Genomic DNA, 16,425 nt, shown 5'->3' on the forward strand with positions numbered 1-16,425 from the left:
AGATTTTTCTTCGGGGTTTTTCTTTTTTTGTTACAATTCAGTTAGTAAAAAAAACGCTTTGGTATATGAAAATTTTTATAAAAATGTGTCTTTTTTACACATTAATTGTGTAAAATGTTTAAAAATCATACAAAAAGCGAAAATATAAAAACTTTTATAAATTATTTGATTAAATCTATTTGCTACCATAGTACGGTATTTGAAAAGTTCATATATATTTCGGGTAATTATTCAACCATTTTAATATACCGTATGAAAACAAATCTATTTTCAAAGTACGGTCTTGTCCTATTGCTCGGATTTTTCCTCATACAGAGCAGTGTCTTTGGACAGACCAAAACCATTACAGGACGGGTTACAGATGCAGCGGACAACACTGCTTTACCGGGAGTGACGGTAACGGTGAAGGGGACCACTGTAGCTACTCAAACAAATGTGGACGGTCAGTATAGCATTGCCGTTCCTAGTTCCAACTCAGTTCTTGTGTTCACCTTCGTAGGTATGGTGACGCATGAGGAGGCAGTAGGCAACAGATCTCAGGTGGATGTGGGTTTGAAAAGTGATCAAGCTGCCCTTGACGAGGTAGTTGTGATAGGTTACGGTACCGTAAAAAAGAAGGACTTAACCGGAGCGGTTTCCGTAGTAAAAGTCTCTGAATTGATTGAGCAACCTACCTCTAATATCGCTAACCAGTTACAAGGTAGAGCTTCAGGTATCACCGTTCTTGGTACCGGTCAACCGGGTACAGCCCCGCAAATACGTATTCGCGGTATTAACTCCTTTGGAAACAACGCTCCTTTATACATCGTTGACGGTATGCCTACTCAGGATATCAACAACTTGAACCCTAATGACTTGGAGTCTATGCAGGTATTGAAAGATGCTGCAGCGGCTTCTATTTACGGTTCTCGTGCAGCAAACGGTGTAATTATCATTACCACTAAAAAAGGAAAGGGTAAGGTAAAAGTGAATTACGATGGATTTATGGGGACCCAGCAGGTAGCTAAAGGTAACGTATATAACCTTTTGGATCCTCAGGGGATGGCTGATTTGAAATGGTTGGTATATAAGAACTCAGGTTTACCTCTTTCTGATGCTCAGTATGGAAGTGGTGCTACACCTGTGCTGCCGAACTATATCGTGCCTACAGGTGCTTCCACGGTAAATGAAGCGCTTTATAACGTAAATCCGTATTACACTAATTCTTCGGATGTAGGAGGTTTTTATCGTATAGTTAAGGCCAACAAAGAAGGTACCGACTGGTTCCACGAGGTTTTCAAGGATGCTCCTATGCAGAGCCATAACGTGAGCGTTAGCGGAGGAGGCACTCAGGGAGGTTATTTGTTCTCTTTAAATTATTATAACCAACAAGGTAACTTGATGAACACCTACCTTGAACGTTATACATTGAGATCTAACTCCCAGTATAATGTGAACAGTAGAATCAGAGTAGGTGAGAACCTAGCGGTTGCTTTCGTAGATAACCCTACTTCAGGATTCCTAGAGGAAGGAAGTGCCATAGGTATGTCATACCGTCAGCAGCCCATCATCCCTGTTTATGACATTAACGGTAACTTTGCTGGTTCATTTGGATCAGGCTTAGGTAATGCTAGAAACCCTGTAGCTCAACGTGTTCGTGCGAAAGATAATAAAGGTCTTACTACACAGATCATGGGTAATATCTTTGCTGAAGCTGATATCTTAAAGAATTTAGTATTTAGAACAAACTTTGGTGGATCTACTTGGAGCTCACACAGCAACTCTTTCAGCTATCCTGAATATGAGAATGCTGAAAACAATACTACTAACTCTTATTACGAATATTCAGGTACTGGCTTCAACTGGACTTGGTCTAATACCTTAACTTATGATTTTAATTTAGGTACTGACCATGTATTCAAAGTGATGGCGGGTACAGAATCTAATTACGGTAGAAGCCGTTGGATGGAAGGTAGAACATTAAGCTATTTCTCATTTGACCCTAACTACACTACACTTAGCACAGGTTCAGGTACACAGACTAACGGTTCAGGTAGAGGAGAAGATGCCTTGTTCTCTTACTTCGGCAGAGTAGACTACTCTCTATTTGATAAGTATCTATTGAGTGCTACTATTCGTCGTGACGGTTCGTCGAAATTCGTACAGAACTTCGGGGTGTTCCCTGCATTCTCTGCAGCGTGGAAAGTAAAAGACGAAGATTTCATGCAAGACGTGAACTGGTTGTCAGATTTAAAAATCCGCGGAGGCTGGGGTAAAGTAGGTAACCAGTTTAACGTAAGCCAAGCTAACCAGTTTACTACTTACGGTCAAAACAGAGGTTCAGCTTTCTATGATATCACAGGTAGCTCTAATGGAACAGCTATGGGCTTCATTAGAACGCGTATAGGTAATCCTAATGCGAAATGGGAAGAAGTGGTGAATACTAACGTAGGTTTTGACGCCGGTTTCTTCAATAATGCCTTGGTGATCAACTTCGACTGGTATAAGAAACAAACTAACGGACTTCTTTTTGCCCCAGATCTACCTGCAACAGTAGGTCAAGGTACTCGCCCTACTGTAAACATTGGTTCCATGAGAAACCAAGGTATAGACATGACCATCTATGGGGAGAAAAACGTGAATCGTGATCTTCAATTGAATGCCACATTGACTTTCACTACCTATAACAATGAGATTTTGAAGGTATCTGATGGAGCTACTTATTTTGACCAGGAAGGTAGACGTTTTAACGGTGCAACTATCGTAAGAAACCAAGTGGGTCAATCCATAGGACAATTCTTCGGATATCAAATTGAAGGTTTCTGGAATTCTCAGGCTGAAATTGATGCTGCAAATGCTAAAGCAGGTGGCTTGTATCAAGACGGTATTGGAGTAGGTAGATTCCGTTACAAAGACATGAATGGTGACGGTAAAATCACTCCTCTAGATAGAACCTTCTTAGGTAATCCAAATCCTGATTTCACCTACGGTATAAACCTTGGGGCTAAATACAAAGCATTTGACTTTAGTATCTTCTTATACGGTGTTCAAGGAAACGATATTTGGAACCAAGTGAAATGGTGGACAGATTTCTATCCTTCATTCCAAGGTGCGAAAAGCTTAACAGCATTACATGACTCTTGGACGCCTACCAGACAAAATGCTACCGCACCTATCCAAGAGGTTGAAGGTTCATTTAGTACAAATAACGTTCCTAACTCGTATTACATTGAAAATGGTTCTTATTTGAGAGCGAAAACTACACAGTTAGGATATAGAATTCCTAGCAGTGCATTATCTAAACTTAAGATTGAGAGTGCAAGAATCTACATTCAGGCCGCTAACCTCTTTACATTTACCAAGTATAGCGGTCCAGATCCTGAGGTGGGACAAAGCCGTGCAGACGGTTCAACCGCCTTCGGTTTGGATGAAGGTACTTATCCTAACACCAAACAATTCCTCATTGGTCTAAACCTTTCATTCTAAGTTAAAATTTTTTTAGAAGTTATGAAATCAATACATAAAATAAAGCTTTCAGTGGTGCTGGCCACAGGACTGGTATTCAGTGCCACATCTTGTAAGGATTCTTTCTTTGACTTGCCAGCTTTAGGTGCACTTTCTGATGCGCAGTTAAAAACAAGAGCGGGTATAGATGCCCTGTTAATAGGCGTATATGGAGGGCTTGACGGAACCGGTATGGGTGGCGGTAGCGCATGGAATACTGCAGCAGACAACTGGATTTACGGTACCGTAGCCGGGGGAGAAGCTAAAAAAGGTTCAGATGGTTCTGACCAGGCCGGTATCAACTCCATCATGCAGATGACCGCTGATGCATCAAACGGTTTCTTTAATAGTAAGTGGGTGGTAGGCTACGAAGGAGTCAACCGCGCTAACTCCGTAATCAAGAATCTTAGAGATGCTTCAGATATTTCTGATGCTGATAAGAAAACCATAGAGGGTGAAGCTAGATTCTTACGCGGTCACTACTACTTTGATCTGAAAAAGATGTTCGGAAATATTCCTTGGATTGATGAAACTACTGAAGATCCGGCATCAGTTCCTAATGACTCTGATGTATGGCCGCAAATTGAGGCAGATTTTAAATTTGCCTATGATAATCTGCCTAATACTCAAAGTCAGAAAGGTAGAGCAAACAAGTGGGCTGCTGGTGCTTATTTAGGAAAAGCACAATTGTTCCAAAAGAAATGGGCAGAAGCAAAAGCTACTTTTGATGCAGTTATTGCTAACGGTGTGACTTCCTCAGGTGAAAAATATGGATTATTAGATCGTTATCAGGATAACTTTAACGCGGCTACAAAAAATAGCAAAGAATCCGTTTTTGCCGTACAACAGGTAGCTAATGATGGAACAAACTCTATTGCAAACGGAAATGAAGGATGGATGCTTAACCACCCTTATAACTCTCCTTTCCGTTGCTGTGGATTTTATCAGCCAAGTATTGACTTAGCTAACTCTTTCCAAACAGACGCTCAAGGTTTGCCTATTATTTCAAACTACAATAGTAAAATGCTTAAGAATGATCAAGGTATCCTTTCTTCAGCAGCATTTACTCCAGATAAAACTACACCTGTAGATCCACGTTTGGACTGGACCGTAGGTAGAAGAGGTATTCCTTTCCACGATTGGGGATATCATCCTGGACAAAACTGGATCCGTGACCAAGCATATGCAGGTCCTTATTCTCCAAAGAAGAGCATCTACTGGCAACATGATCAAGCTACCTACGCTGATCAGAGTTCATGGGCACCTGGTTCCGCCATCAATATCAATATCATCCGCTTCGCAGATGTACTATTAATGGCAGCTGAAGCGGAAGCCCAACTGGGTAACCTGGCTAGAGCTCAAGAATTGGTAAACATGGTACGCGCCAGAGCGGCTAAAAAAGATAGCTGGTTACACGAGTACATTAATCCTAGTAGCCCTATGGATGGATTCTCAGATACTCCTGCTTCTAATTATCAGATCAAAACTTATCCGGCAGGGGCCTTTGCTAGCATGGGTAAAGATGCGGCTCTGCAAGCTATCTATTTTGAACGTAAGTTGGAATTAGCCATGGAAGGACACCGCTTCTTCGACTTGTCTCGCTGGGGTATAGCTGCGGAAACCTTAAATGCATATTTTGCCTATGAAGGGGCAATCACTCCGGATGTGAGAGATGGTAAATTCACTAAAGGTAAAAATGAAGTTTATCCTATTCCTTTGACTCAAATCGACTTAAGTACTAAGAACGGACAGTCGACATTGAAACAAAACCCGGGTTATAATTAATTGAAGAAATAATCCTTAGAAGTCGGTACGTTCGTGCCGACTTCTTCCTATTTATATGAGGCTATACATCTTTTCTCTTGCTCTTTTTTTACAAGCTTGTAACTCAACACCTTCTGAAAGGCAGCCTCGACCAAGCGGATTGCCAGGTGAAACCTTAGCTAAAATGCATTGTAGCTCCTGTCATAGGTACGTTGGCCCTGAAATGCTTGATAAGACCACCTGGCAAAACAAAACTCTTCCTGAAATGGGACTTCGCTTAGGTATGGGTGATGTGTTCCAAAAAAACGTACTTCAGGTTCAGCAGGGAACGGAAAATTTGGTATACCAGAATATTTATCCCCTTACACCAAGGTTACACGAAGAGGATTACCAAAAGATCTTGAAATATTATCTTGACAATGCTCCTGAAAAGCCCCTTCCTCAAGCTAAAAAGCCTAGCCTGATTAAGGAAATGAAAGATTGGAAATTTGAGCCTATTCTGGTATCTGAGGGGTTTCAACATAATACTACGGCCCTCGGTTTTAATCCTAAGACAAGTGAAATCTGGGCGGGTAGCCCAAGAGGAGAAGTGCAGATCTTTGGAAAAGAGGCACGTGTATTACAAGAACCGGGGGTATTTTCTGTGATACGTCATCTTGAAGGGACTGACTATTTGTTGGATCTAGGACTTCTGGGCCCTCACGAAAAGGAAAAGGGAAAGTTAATCAAAGCGGATGGCACCCTAATCTTGGATCATTTGCATAAGCCGGCAGATTTTGCTCTATTAGACGTAAATGAAGATGGAATCAAGGATTATGTAGTATGTAATTTTGGTTTTGAAACCGGAAACCTTTCATGGTATGATGGAAAGACAAAGAAGGCGAATACCATAAAAGAACTTCCGGGAGCTCGTAACATAGTGGTGGAGGATATGGACGGAGATGGTAGAAAAGATCTTGTGGTCCTTTTTGCTCAAGCCTGGGAGGGAATTAGTGTATTCTATAATAAGGGGAAGGGTAAATTCAAAGAAGAGGAGGTGCTTCAGTTCTCTCCAGTATACGGTTCATCCTGGTTTGAATTAGCGGATTTTAATGGAGACGGCAAGAAGGATATTCTATATGTCAACGGAGATAATGCAGATTATTCGGGTACTCTAAAACCATATCATGGAATACGAATTTTTGAGAAACAAGACAAAAAATATAAGCAGACGTATTTCTATCCCATGTACGGCGCAACCCACGCCAGAGCGGTAGACTTTGATGGGGACGGTGATTTAGATATAGCCGCCATTGCCTATTATCGTAAAGATGCGGAAGAGGGTTTTGTGTACCTAGAAAACAAAGGCAAGTATCAGTTCCAGCCTTATACCTTCCCAGAAGTGAATTTTGGACAATGGATGGTTATGGAAATTGGGGATTATAATAAAGATGGAAGGCCGGATATCTTTTTGGGAGCGCATGATTTAGCTAGAAAGCCCCAAATAGTAAAAACCCCCACCGAAGTAGGGGTTTTGCTTAATCTTCTTTCTTTTTAAACCAGTAGTAGACCGGTATACCTAGGGCTACTATTCCTAGCCCGGGATAGGTAAATTGTGGTTTTTCTTTGCAAAGAATAATAATGATGATGGATGCTAAAACCACGTAGATAAATGGTAAAACTGGATATAAAGGTGCTTTGATAGGTCTTGGATGGTCAGGCATCTTTTTTCTTAAGATAAAGATCCCTACGATAGTAAGTACATAGAAAAGGATCACCACGGTCATAAGATAATCTAGGAGATCTCCATATTTTCCGCTTAGACAAAGGATGGAAGCCCAGGCACATTGCCACCATAAAGCAGTAGAAGGTACACCAGCTTTATTTAAGGTGCCAAAATTCTTGAAGAAGAGCTTGTCTTTGGCCATGGTATAGGTCATTCTAGCCCCAGTGAGTATAAGACCGTTGTTGCAACCAAAGGTAGAGATCATGATCAAAACTGCCATAAAAATGGCCATGGAAGGACCTCCAATAGCTTCAGTAGCTGCGGCTGCCACTCTGTCCTGAGCGGCAAATTGTATACCTCTACCCATCACATCTGTGGCTTCAGGGTTACCTTGTAAAGGTAAAATCAAGAGATACACGATATTGGTCAATAAGTAAAGAACGGTTACAAGGATAGTTCCTATGATCAATCCTCTAGGGATGTTTTTTTCAGGATTTATAACCTCATCTCCGGCGGTGGCTAATCCATGCCAGGAGTCGCTTGAAAATAAAGTTCCTACTTGGGTAATTCCTAATGCCAAGATGATCCCCATTCCTCCGATGGTAGTGGCTATCCATGTACTATCGATTTGTAATTGAGCAGTAGGATGGGATTGGAATATCTGGTTGAAGTTAGCAGCGATAACCTCTGAGTTGGCATAAATAAATCCTATCAGAATCAAGAATGCCAGGGCAATAATCTTAGTACTACTAAATATGTTTTGTATGATCTTGCCTTGCTTTACTCCTTTGGTATTGGAATAGGTTAGGAAAATAATGCTAATTATAGCCAAAATTCTTTGGGTGGTAATCTGAAAGGATCCTCCGAGTGAGATCAAAGGGTCATCATTGATGATACTTGGTGCAAGTACACCGGTGTACTTGGCAAATGCCACACCTACTGCTGCAATAGTACCTGTTTGGATCACGGCAAAGAAGGACCAGCCGTACAGGAATCCTACTAGTTTGTTGTAAGCCTTTTGGAGAAAGACGTACTGACCTCCGGCTTGTGGGAACATGGAGGTTAATTCTCCATAGGATAAGGCTGCCATCATAGTCAGACCTCCGGCTATCAGCCAGGAGAGTAGTAGCCATCCGGCATCCCCGGTTTGTCGGGCTACGTCAGCAGAGACAATAAAAATACCGGATCCAATCATTGACCCGGATACCAGCATTACTGCATCGTAAAGGTTAATTTCGCGTTTAAAGTTTGCCATTCAGAGGTTTGGGTTAAGTGATACTCGCAAAAGTACATAAATAACCCAAAAAAAATCAATTCATAAATTTTAAGTGGTTAAAATGCTTTCGGAAAATGTCGATATTTGCTAAAATTTTATTGATATGAATTATATCCCCTTTGTAAAGAATTCTAAAGAAAGAGAAGCTTTATCTGGAATCCTTATTTTGTTTGGCTTTTTATGTTTGGCATTTGTATTAGCCTCAATACTACAAGCTGGAATGCTCTTTATGAATATGATGAAGGAAGGGAATTTAGATATGGAAGCTTTAGGTGAGGGTATGAATCTATTAACCTCTTCTCGTTCCGGTTGGTGGACTTTGATTTGGATGCAAGGGCTTTCGTCCATGATTCTATTTATAGGAACTTCCCTGGCTTACTGGTCCTGGATGGAGAAAAAGCGTTTTTCTGACTTCAACTCAAATGCTTTTCCTGGTGTAAGTACTCTCCTGTTTGTTTTTTTGATTCAAATTTCCTTTTTGCCTCTAAACGCTTTAGTCACTTCATGGAATGAAGGTCTGCATTTACCTGAGGCTCTGAAAGGGTTGGAAGCTGTGATGAAGGAGATGGAAAGGCAGGCAGCTGAGATTACAGAGTTTCTTGCAAAGTCCGATACCATAGGCCAGTTATTGATGAATATTATAGTCATAGGTATTATAGCGGGGATCGGAGAGGAGCTTTTGTTTAGAGGTTTGATTCAAAGGAAGTTTATCCGTGTCTTTGGAAATTATCATCTGGCTATTTGGGCTGCTGCTATTATATTCTCTAGTATACATTTTCAATTCTATGGCTTCTTTCCTAGGGTACTCCTAGGAGCCCTATTTGGTTATTTTTATGTTTGGACCGGAAATATTTGGGTACCCATTTTAGCGCACATATTCAATAATTCATTAGCGGTTATTATGTATCATTTGGTACATAAAGGCATCATTTCTAAGGATTTTGAGAAGATGGATAATATTCCACTGATTTATGTAGCACTTTCTACGGTGATTTTTGCGTTTCTTATTTATAGGTTTTATCCAAAGAATAAGGAAAATGTATAGTGGAATTACCTCCTAAATACTACCACGAAAATTTCGAGTACTTGCTCTCCTTTGTAAAGGAGAAATATGGACACTTACTCTCTGAAGAGGAGTGGAGATTCTTAAGGAAATACTATTCATTGCCTGAAGATGCCCAATGTCTCTTCATACGTTTCTGTAACAGAAAAGGAATCTTTTTTAGAGAAGGTAGTTTATCTTATGCCGAGATTGGGGATATCCCTGCTCAGATTGGAGTATTGAAAGAGAGGGGTTTCATTCAGTATCTAGCTTATCCTGAACATAGTTATTTTGTCAAGGATCTACTCCAGACATTGACGAAGAATGAATTGCTCAAGTGTTTTCCGGAAGTCTGTTCTAAACAAATGCTTAAGGAGGAGATGATGCACGTGGTTTTAGAGAAGTTGAGCATTAGGGAGATGTTTAAAACGGTTTCCTCCACGATAACTCTGCTAAAAGTCAACTTTGAGCATGAAGTGTCGTTTCTGAAGTTCCTGTTTTTTGGGAACAGAAGTATGGATATGACGGAATTTGTCATTCGGGATTTGGGTTTGATCCAATACCATAAGACCAGTGAAGATGACCTTGTAGCCAGATTCCAAACGCGTAAGGAAGCGGAAGATAAGTGGTTAATTTCTGAGCAATTCTTGGTTTTCGAGGAAATCAAATCTCACTATTCAGCGCATCAAGTGTATGATTGGTACTGTTCTTTTCGGGACGAGCATAAGGATTTGAGTACGGTAGCCATCCCTTCTTTTCAGAGATTGCAATTGAACATAGGTAGGTTTCTGGAAAGGCATAAAAATTATGAATTAGCACTTGAAGTATATGAAGATGCAGAAGTTCCTCCATCCAGGGAGCGAAGGGCGCGCTGTTTGGCCAAAGCTAAATTTTTCGAAGAGGCTAGGGTTTTGTGTGAGGAGATGATTTCAGCCCCATATAATGTAGATGAGCAGTATTTTGCGGAATTTTTTCTTCCTACCTTATCCGGTAAGAAAAACAAGAAGCATACCACTCTCTTCTTGAAAGAAGCGGAAGAAATACATATACCGGCCATGTATAAGCATCAAGTGGAGTTAGGAAGTTTGGAGTATTTCTTAGAAAAGGGTTATTCCGGTTCTTTTTCAGAGAACTTCTCCTGGAGGGCTTTGTTTGGACTGTGGATGTGGGATATCATCTTTGATCCTAGTTTGGTGGCTTTTCACCACCCTTTCCAGCGCAGACCTTCAGATCTTTATCTACCGGACTTCTACATCAAAAGAGAGCAGCAGGTAGAGGAAAGGTTGCTGCAATATGAGAATGCGGAGGAATTAGTGCTTCATCTCTGGGAAGTATTTGAGAGGGAATACGGAACGGCCAATCCTTTTGTGGTTTGGGATGTAGAGATCTGGAGCATGGTGAGGGTGTTAGTCACTAGGATTGATCTTCAAGCTTTGCGACAAATCATGCGAACCATGGCTATGAATCTCGTGGAAAACAGTAGAGGTATGCCTGATTTATTGATTTGGGACGAAGAGACTTATGAATTGATCGAGATCAAAAGTCCTAATGATGCTTTGAGCCATCAACAGTTGTATTGGTTGAAAACTTTTCAAGAGTTAGGGATCAAAGCCAGGGTTTTGAGGGTCAAGTTTGAGGAATAAAAAAAGAGGGTGTCTCATAAAGGCACCCTCGTTTTTATTTTGAAGCCGAGGTTTTTTTTAGATTTGGCTTCACATTTTCTCTTTAAAACTTGCGTTATTATCCTGATTTTCATATATTTAGGTATAAAAAATCAAGGGTATGGCATCAAGAAAACCCACTTTTAAGCCTTACGACCAGCAGCAAATGATGCTATTGCCTCCAAGTTTGGAGGAACTGGTTCCCAAGAATCATCCGGTACGGGTGGTCAATGAGGTCATTAATAAAATTAATCTCGCTCCTCTGCATGCTTCGTATAAATTGACCGGTGCCTCCAGTTATCATCCTCAGATGCTGCTTAAAGTGTTGGTTTATGGGTATGTAAGCAATGTATATTCGAGCAGGAAGATAGAGGCAGCCTGTAAAGAGAGTATCTATTTTATGTGGATAAGCGGCATGAGCTATCCTGACCATAACACCATTAACCGTTTCAGAAGTGACCGCCTTCGAGAAAGTCTTCGAAGTGTGTTCGAAGAAGTAGTTAAGCTTTTAGCCCAGGAAGGACTTTTGAGTATTGAAGAGGTTTGTGTTGATGGGACCAAAATAGAGGCCAATGCCAATCGTTACACCTTTGTTTGGAAAAAGGCTATTGCGACCAATAAAGAGAAGATGAAGCAGCAATTGAAAGGCATTTGGGAATATGCTCAAAGTGTTGCCAGCAAAGAGGATAACCTTCCCGATCCCCCTGACTTCACCACCATTACTAGAGAAAAAGTACAGTGTACCGTCGATAAGCTCAATGAGGTTTTGGGCAAGAAAAAAGATATTGACAAGAAGGTAAAAGGCAAACTGAGTTATGCCACCAAACACTTTCCGCAGAACATGGGCAAATACGAAGAACAGGAGCAGATTCTTGGAGAGCGTAACAGTTACAGCAAGACGGATGAGGGAGCCACATTTATGAGGTTAAAGGAGGATCACATGAGGAATGGGCAATTGAAGCCGGCTTACAATGTTCAAATTTCCAGCTCCAACCAATTCGTTGTAAATTACACGATTCACCCCAACCCCAACGACACCACCACTCTGGCAGCGCATATAGCTCAGCATGAAGCAAGCTATCAGCAAGCTCCCAAGGTTATCACGGCAGATGCAGGCTACGGTTCTGAGGAAAATTATACCTTACTGGAAGGCAAAAAAGTAAAGGCCTACATCAAATACAATCTCTTTGACCGACAGCAGAACACCAATAACCAGGACCCATTTAGTACCGATAAGCTATTCTACAATGCCCAAGAAGACTGTTTCATCTGTCCGATGGGTCAGCAAATGAATTTCATTGGAGAGAGTAAAAGGAAGACCAGCACAGGTTTTGAACAAACCTCAAGAAAATATCAAGCCCAAAATTGCGGGCACTGTCCACTAAACGGAACTTGTAATAAGATGGAAGGGAATCGGATAGTCCAAGTCAATGAACGACTGGAGCGACAGCGGAAGCAGGCCTATGAACTTCTTAACAGTGAAGAAGGAATAAAAAGGCGAAAGAAAAGGTGTTACGATGTGGAACCCGTCTTTGCAAACATAAAAAGCAATCACGGCTTTAAACGATTTATGCTTCGGGGTAAGCATAAAGTCGAAATTGAGTTCGGCCTATTGGCCATAGCACAAAATATACGAAAAAAGGCCTCCTGAGAGACCTTGTTCAATACTATTTGCAAATTCAACCTCCTGAGGTTGGAATATAAAAAATCAAATAAGAAATCCCAGCCTAAATAAATTGAAAACAAAGAGAACGCCTCATTTAGGTTTTGAGACGTCCTCTTTTTCATTATAGGATTCTTCAGAATTAAGCTTCTGTAGTTTCAGCAACTACTTTCACAGATAATTCTTTTTTCACTTCTTTGTGAAGGTCGATGATAGCAGTGTAGTCACCTACAAATTTGATATCACCTACAGAGATTTTCTTACGATCTACTATAACTCCTTTTTCTGCTAAAGCATCAGAGATTTGAGTGTTAGTGATACGTCCGAAGATTTTACCACTTTCACCTACTTTAGTAGCGATAGTCACTACAGTATCACCGATTTGAGCTGCAATTGCTTCAGCATCAGCTTTGATTTTTTCAGCTTTGTGAGCTGCTTGCTTTAAGTTTTCAGCAAGGATTTTCTTGTTAGACTCAGAAGCTAACACCGCGTATCCTTGAGGGATAAGGTAGTTGCGACCGTAACCAGGCTTAACGCTGATGATATCGTTTTTATAACCTAGTCCCGCTATATCTGTTTTTAATATGATTTCCATTGTACATTAAAGATTTTGAGATTGATTACTTAAGACCATCAGCCACGTAAGGCAATAGGGCCAAGTGACGAGCACGTTTTACAGCGATAGCCACTCGTCTTTGGAACTTCAGGCTGTTACCAGTCAATCTTCTAGGAAGAATCTTTCCTTGTTCATTCAAGAATTTCAAAAGGAAGTTAGGATCTTTGTAGTCCACATATTTGATTCCTAATTTCTTGAATCTACAGTATTTTTTACGGTTTTGTTCTTTTCTTTCTACCGGTTCGTTTACTAATGACATAACGATAAATGTTTTGGTGTGATTACTCTGCTACAGTTGTTTCAGCTTTTTTGAAGCCGCCTTTTCTTCTTCTTTCAGAATACTCAATAGCATGCTTATCTAACTTGGTAGTTAAGAATCGAAGAACACGTTCGTCACGTTTGTACTCAGTTTCCAATGTAGCGATCAACTTAGGATCCGCTTTAAACTCAACTAACTGATAATAGCCCGTAGTTTTGTGCTGAATTGGATAAGCCAATTTCTTAAGACCCCAAGCTTCCTCGTTGATGATCTCAGCACCGTTATCAGTTAATACTGATTTGAATTTGTCGACAGCGTCCTTTATCTGGGCATCAGATAAAACGGGAGTTAAAATGAACACTGTTTCGTACTGGTTTTGAAACATTTGTCTAATTATAATGAATTGATAAATAGTTTTTTCCGAAAAATCGGACTGCAAAAATACAGCTTCTTACTTGAAAATCAAACTTATGGCTTAAAAAAATGTGTAAATTCTACTGGTATAAGACAGGTTGTTCAAGGGAATTGGAATAAAGAAGTATTTTTTTGGATAATTGCTTTTATTGAAGGGAGCTTTTTGAAAATTCTATCCAAAACATGGAGGGGCAACGCTTATAAATTTTAATTTTGAAACCTTATAACCAAAAAGAAGTTTTGCAACCATCTATGAGAACAGTAGATAGCTTTGATTTCGCGGGCAAAAAAGCTTTGGTAAGAGTAGATTTCAATGTGCCTTTAAATGAGCGCTTTGAAATTACTGATGATACTCGTATTAAAGCCACTATACCAACTATTCGGAAAATTCTTGCTGACGGCGGATCCGTAATTTTAATGTCTCACTTGGGTAGACCCAAGGACGGTCCTACAGAAAAATACTCTCTGAAACACATTGTTACACCTTTATCTTTAATACTAGGGGTTTCGGTGAAATTTGCTGACGATTGTGTTGGTGAACAAGCGAAAGAACAAGCTGCTTCTCTTCAACCGGGTGAGGTCTTATTGCTCGAAAATTTAAGATTTTATAAAGAAGAAGAAAAAGGAGACGTTCAATTTGCCCAGAAACTTGCTGAACTAGGTGATGTTTGGGTAAATGACGCCTTTGGTACTGCTCACAGAGCTCATGCTTCTACTGCTGTTATAGGTCAATTCTTTACAGATAAGATCTGCGGAAAAGTAATGCAGGCAGAAATTGATAATGCTCGTCATATATTAGAGAATGCGGAAAAGCCTTTCACCGCTATCATGGGTGGAGCTAAAATTTCTGACAAGATCCTGATCATTGAGAGATTATTAGATAAAGTAGATAACCTGATCATTGGTGGTGGTATGACTTATACCTTCACTAAGGCATTAGGTGGAAATATAGGTAAATCTCTATTAGAAGCGGATAAGTTAGATCTTGCTTTGAGTATCTTAGAGAAAGCTAAAGAAAAAGGGGTTAAGGTGTATATGCCTCTTGATAATGTAGCAGCAGATAGCTTTAGCAATGAAGCTCCGAGAGCAACTTACGCTACTGGAGAGATTCCAGATGATAAAGAAGGTTTGGATATAGGACCAAAAACGATTGAGTTATTCAGTAGTGTAGTAGCAAGTTCTAAAACCATCCTTTGGAATGGCCCAATGGGCGTGTTTGAGTTTCCTAATTTTGCCATCGGTACTAATGCTATAGCAGAGGCAGTGGTAAAAGCTACGGATGATAATAATGCCTTCTCCTTAATAGGAGGTGGTGATTCTGCCGCTGCTATCAATAACGCAGGTTACGGAGATAGAGTATCCTACGTTTCCACTGGTGGTGGTGCTTTATTAGAATATATGGAAGGCAAAACGCTTCCGGGCGTGGCAGCCTTAGAAAATTAAGAGAAAGCGGCGTTAAGCCGCTTTCTCTATAAGCTTATTATACCCACTTTACCCTCTCCACCTGCTGCTAAGCAAGTATTTCCAAAGCATTTTACCACATGGAAAGAGGCTTGATCTAAGGGCTTCCAGGAATAGCCTGAATCTTGAGATATCGCAGTGCCGTGGGTTCCTACAGAAATCAAATGTTTCTTTTCTCCAAAGCTGGAGATACATTCCGTCAAACCCACCTTCCAGAATTCTTTTTGAGTATACCATGCCTGGCCGCTGGATCCGGATAGGGAATATTGTAAGACGGGTTCTTTATGTGGTAGATAATCTCCTCCTACGGCTATTAAGGTATATGGATCCAGAGCAAATAGTCCGAAGATTCCCTGGCTTTTCCCTTTTAGAAATAAAGTATTATGTACCTGCCAATATTCTCCGGAATTGTTAGAATGGAATACCCTGTTTTGGGTGTGAAACCATATATTGTCTCCCAGTGTGGCTATGCCGGAGTTGCTTGAAGCAAAACTGGCTTCTCCTTCTTCAATGGGAGGAAGATTTTTTACTCTTTCCCATGTCTCTCCTGCATCTACAGTCTTTAATAAATAAGGATAGGCATCAATAGGATCTCCCAATATAAAACCTGTCCAGGGACTCTTGAATTTTATGCCATCAAAGAAGGTACCAGGCTCTGTCTTTTGAAGTACTTTCCTCCAGGTTTTGCCTTTATCCCCTGATTTAATGACTACAGCTTTTCCGTCTTCTCCTTCTCCCGCACTCATGGCAATGATTACCGTATCAGATAGAACGGCAATACCTCTAAAATCTAGATGCTTGTATTCCTCAGGGCAGCGATTCTCCCATGTGTTTCCTCTGTCTGTACTGATAAATAATGAGCCCTTTGAGCCTGATAGCCAAATATGATCAGGTCCGGAAGCATCCAAAGCCCGAATAGTGGGTGATCCGGGTAAGGTTTGGATTTGCCATTGACACCAGGCGCTGTTTAAACTTAATATTAGTAGGAGTAGTATTCTTTTCATATGCCAGGGAAATGTACGGTGAAAATAGGCTTAGAATTGTATTTATACACAAAGGCTTGGATATTTTTATAAATTTG

At 40.6% G+C, this 16,425-nt stretch carries 12 protein-coding genes; 7 read left to right on the forward strand and 5 right to left on the reverse strand.

From position 1 onward, the window contains the following. Nucleotides 1–252 precede the first annotated feature (252 nt). Genes LBYS_RS15045 through LBYS_RS15055 form a run of 3 tightly spaced genes read left to right on the forward strand, consistent with a single transcriptional unit; the run spans nt 253 to nt 6,784 of the window. A complete protein-coding gene (locus LBYS_RS15045; RefSeq protein WP_041824838.1) occupies nt 253–3,465 on the forward strand; it encodes a SusC/RagA family TonB-linked outer membrane protein in 3,213 nt (1,070 codons plus the stop codon). Nucleotides 3,466–3,486: 21 nt separating this feature from the next. Then, nucleotides 3,487–5,268: a RagB/SusD family nutrient uptake outer membrane protein gene (locus LBYS_RS15050; protein ID WP_013409706.1), complete on the forward strand. Its 1,782-nt coding sequence runs from the start codon at nt 3,487–3,489 to the stop codon at nt 5,266–5,268. Between the two features lie 55 nt (nt 5,269–5,323). Continuing rightward, nucleotides 5,324–6,784, forward strand: a complete 1,461-nt coding sequence (locus LBYS_RS15055) for an FG-GAP repeat domain-containing protein (protein ID WP_013409707.1) — start codon at nt 5,324–5,326, stop codon at nt 6,782–6,784. Here the strand turns inward: LBYS_RS15055 and LBYS_RS15060 are convergent. Beyond that, on the reverse strand, nt 6,765–8,207 hold the full coding sequence (locus LBYS_RS15060; RefSeq protein WP_013409708.1) for an APC family permease: 1,443 nt from the start codon (nt 8,205–8,207) through the stop codon (nt 6,765–6,767). The two genes, LBYS_RS15055 and LBYS_RS15060, sit on opposite strands and share 20 nt — an antisense overlap. A gap of 124 nt (nt 8,208–8,331) precedes the next feature. On the opposite strand from LBYS_RS15060, the gene LBYS_RS15065 reads away from it, so the two are divergent. The 3 genes from LBYS_RS15065 (at nt 8,332) to LBYS_RS15075 (ending at nt 12,582) form a co-directional block, all read left to right on the forward strand. Then, nucleotides 8,332–9,273: a CPBP family intramembrane glutamic endopeptidase gene (locus tag LBYS_RS15065; protein ID WP_013409709.1), complete on the forward strand. Its 942-nt coding sequence runs from the start codon at nt 8,332–8,334 to the stop codon at nt 9,271–9,273. Then, nucleotides 9,273–10,913, forward strand: coding sequence for a VRR-NUC domain-containing protein (locus LBYS_RS15070; protein WP_013409710.1), 1,641 nt, complete (start codon nt 9,273–9,275; stop codon nt 10,911–10,913). The genes LBYS_RS15065 and LBYS_RS15070 overlap by 1 nt, the downstream gene beginning before the upstream one ends. 139 nt (nt 10,914–11,052) lie before the next feature. After that, entirely contained in the window at nt 11,053–12,582 is a 1,530-nt protein-coding gene (locus tag LBYS_RS15075; RefSeq protein ID WP_013409711.1) for an IS1182 family transposase, read from the forward strand. A gap of 154 nt (nt 12,583–12,736) precedes the next feature. On the opposite strand, the gene rplI is transcribed toward LBYS_RS15075, so the two are convergent. The 3 genes from rplI to rpsF are packed head-to-tail and all read right to left on the reverse strand — an operon-like array spanning nt 12,737 to nt 13,854. Further along, a complete protein-coding gene (rplI, locus tag LBYS_RS15080) occupies nt 12,737–13,189 on the reverse strand; it encodes a 50S ribosomal protein L9 (RefSeq protein ID WP_013409712.1) in 453 nt (150 codons plus the stop codon). 25 nt (nt 13,190–13,214) lie between these two features. Beyond that, nucleotides 13,215–13,469, reverse strand: a complete 255-nt coding sequence (gene rpsR / locus LBYS_RS15085) for a 30S ribosomal protein S18 (RefSeq protein ID WP_013409713.1) — start codon at nt 13,467–13,469, stop codon at nt 13,215–13,217. A gap of 22 nt (nt 13,470–13,491) precedes the next feature. Further along, nucleotides 13,492–13,854, reverse strand: a complete 363-nt coding sequence (gene rpsF / locus LBYS_RS15090) for a 30S ribosomal protein S6 (RefSeq protein WP_013409714.1) — start codon at nt 13,852–13,854, stop codon at nt 13,492–13,494. 281 nt (nt 13,855–14,135) lie between these two features. Here rpsF and LBYS_RS15100 point away from each other — a divergent pair, with 281 nt between their 5' ends. Beyond that, entirely contained in the window at nt 14,136–15,326 is a 1,191-nt protein-coding gene (locus LBYS_RS15100; protein ID WP_013409715.1) for a phosphoglycerate kinase, read from the forward strand. Between the two features lie 26 nt (nt 15,327–15,352). Here LBYS_RS15100 and LBYS_RS15105 read toward each other — a convergent pair whose 3' ends face one another. Then, nucleotides 15,353–16,348, reverse strand: a complete 996-nt coding sequence (locus LBYS_RS15105) for a WD40/YVTN/BNR-like repeat-containing protein (protein WP_013409716.1) — start codon at nt 16,346–16,348, stop codon at nt 15,353–15,355. Between the last annotated feature and the right edge of the window lie 77 nt (nt 16,349–16,425).

The organism is Leadbetterella byssophila DSM 17132, assembly GCF_000166395.1.
GTDB lineage: Bacteria > Bacteroidota > Bacteroidia > Cytophagales > Spirosomataceae > Leadbetterella > Leadbetterella byssophila.

Coding starts and splice junctions, on each gene's coding strand:
- LBYS_RS15045 (WP_041824838.1), top strand. CDS start 253: ATGAAAACAAATCTATTTTCAAAGTACGGTCTTGTCCTATTGCTCGGA.
- LBYS_RS15050 (WP_013409706.1), top strand. CDS start 3,487: ATGAAATCAATACATAAAATAAAGCTTTCAGTGGTGCTGGCCACAGGA.
- LBYS_RS15055 (WP_013409707.1), top strand. CDS start 5,324: ATGAGGCTATACATCTTTTCTCTTGCTCTTTTTTTACAAGCTTGTAAC.
- LBYS_RS15060 (WP_013409708.1), bottom strand. CDS start 8,207: ATGGCAAACTTTAAACGCGAAATTAACCTTTACGATGCAGTAATGCTG.
- LBYS_RS15065 (WP_013409709.1), top strand. CDS start 8,332: ATGAATTATATCCCCTTTGTAAAGAATTCTAAAGAAAGAGAAGCTTTA.
- LBYS_RS15075 (WP_013409711.1), top strand. CDS start 11,053: ATGGCATCAAGAAAACCCACTTTTAAGCCTTACGACCAGCAGCAAATG.
- rplI (WP_013409712.1), bottom strand. CDS start 13,189: ATGGAAATCATATTAAAAACAGATATAGCGGGACTAGGTTATAAAAAC.
- rpsR (WP_013409713.1), bottom strand. CDS start 13,469: ATGTCATTAGTAAACGAACCGGTAGAAAGAAAAGAACAAAACCGTAAA.
- rpsF (WP_013409714.1), bottom strand. CDS start 13,854: ATGTTTCAAAACCAGTACGAAACAGTGTTCATTTTAACTCCCGTTTTA.
- LBYS_RS15100 (WP_013409715.1), top strand. CDS start 14,136: ATGAGAACAGTAGATAGCTTTGATTTCGCGGGCAAAAAAGCTTTGGTA.
- LBYS_RS15105 (WP_013409716.1), bottom strand. CDS start 16,348: ATGAAAAGAATACTACTCCTACTAATATTAAGTTTAAACAGCGCCTGG.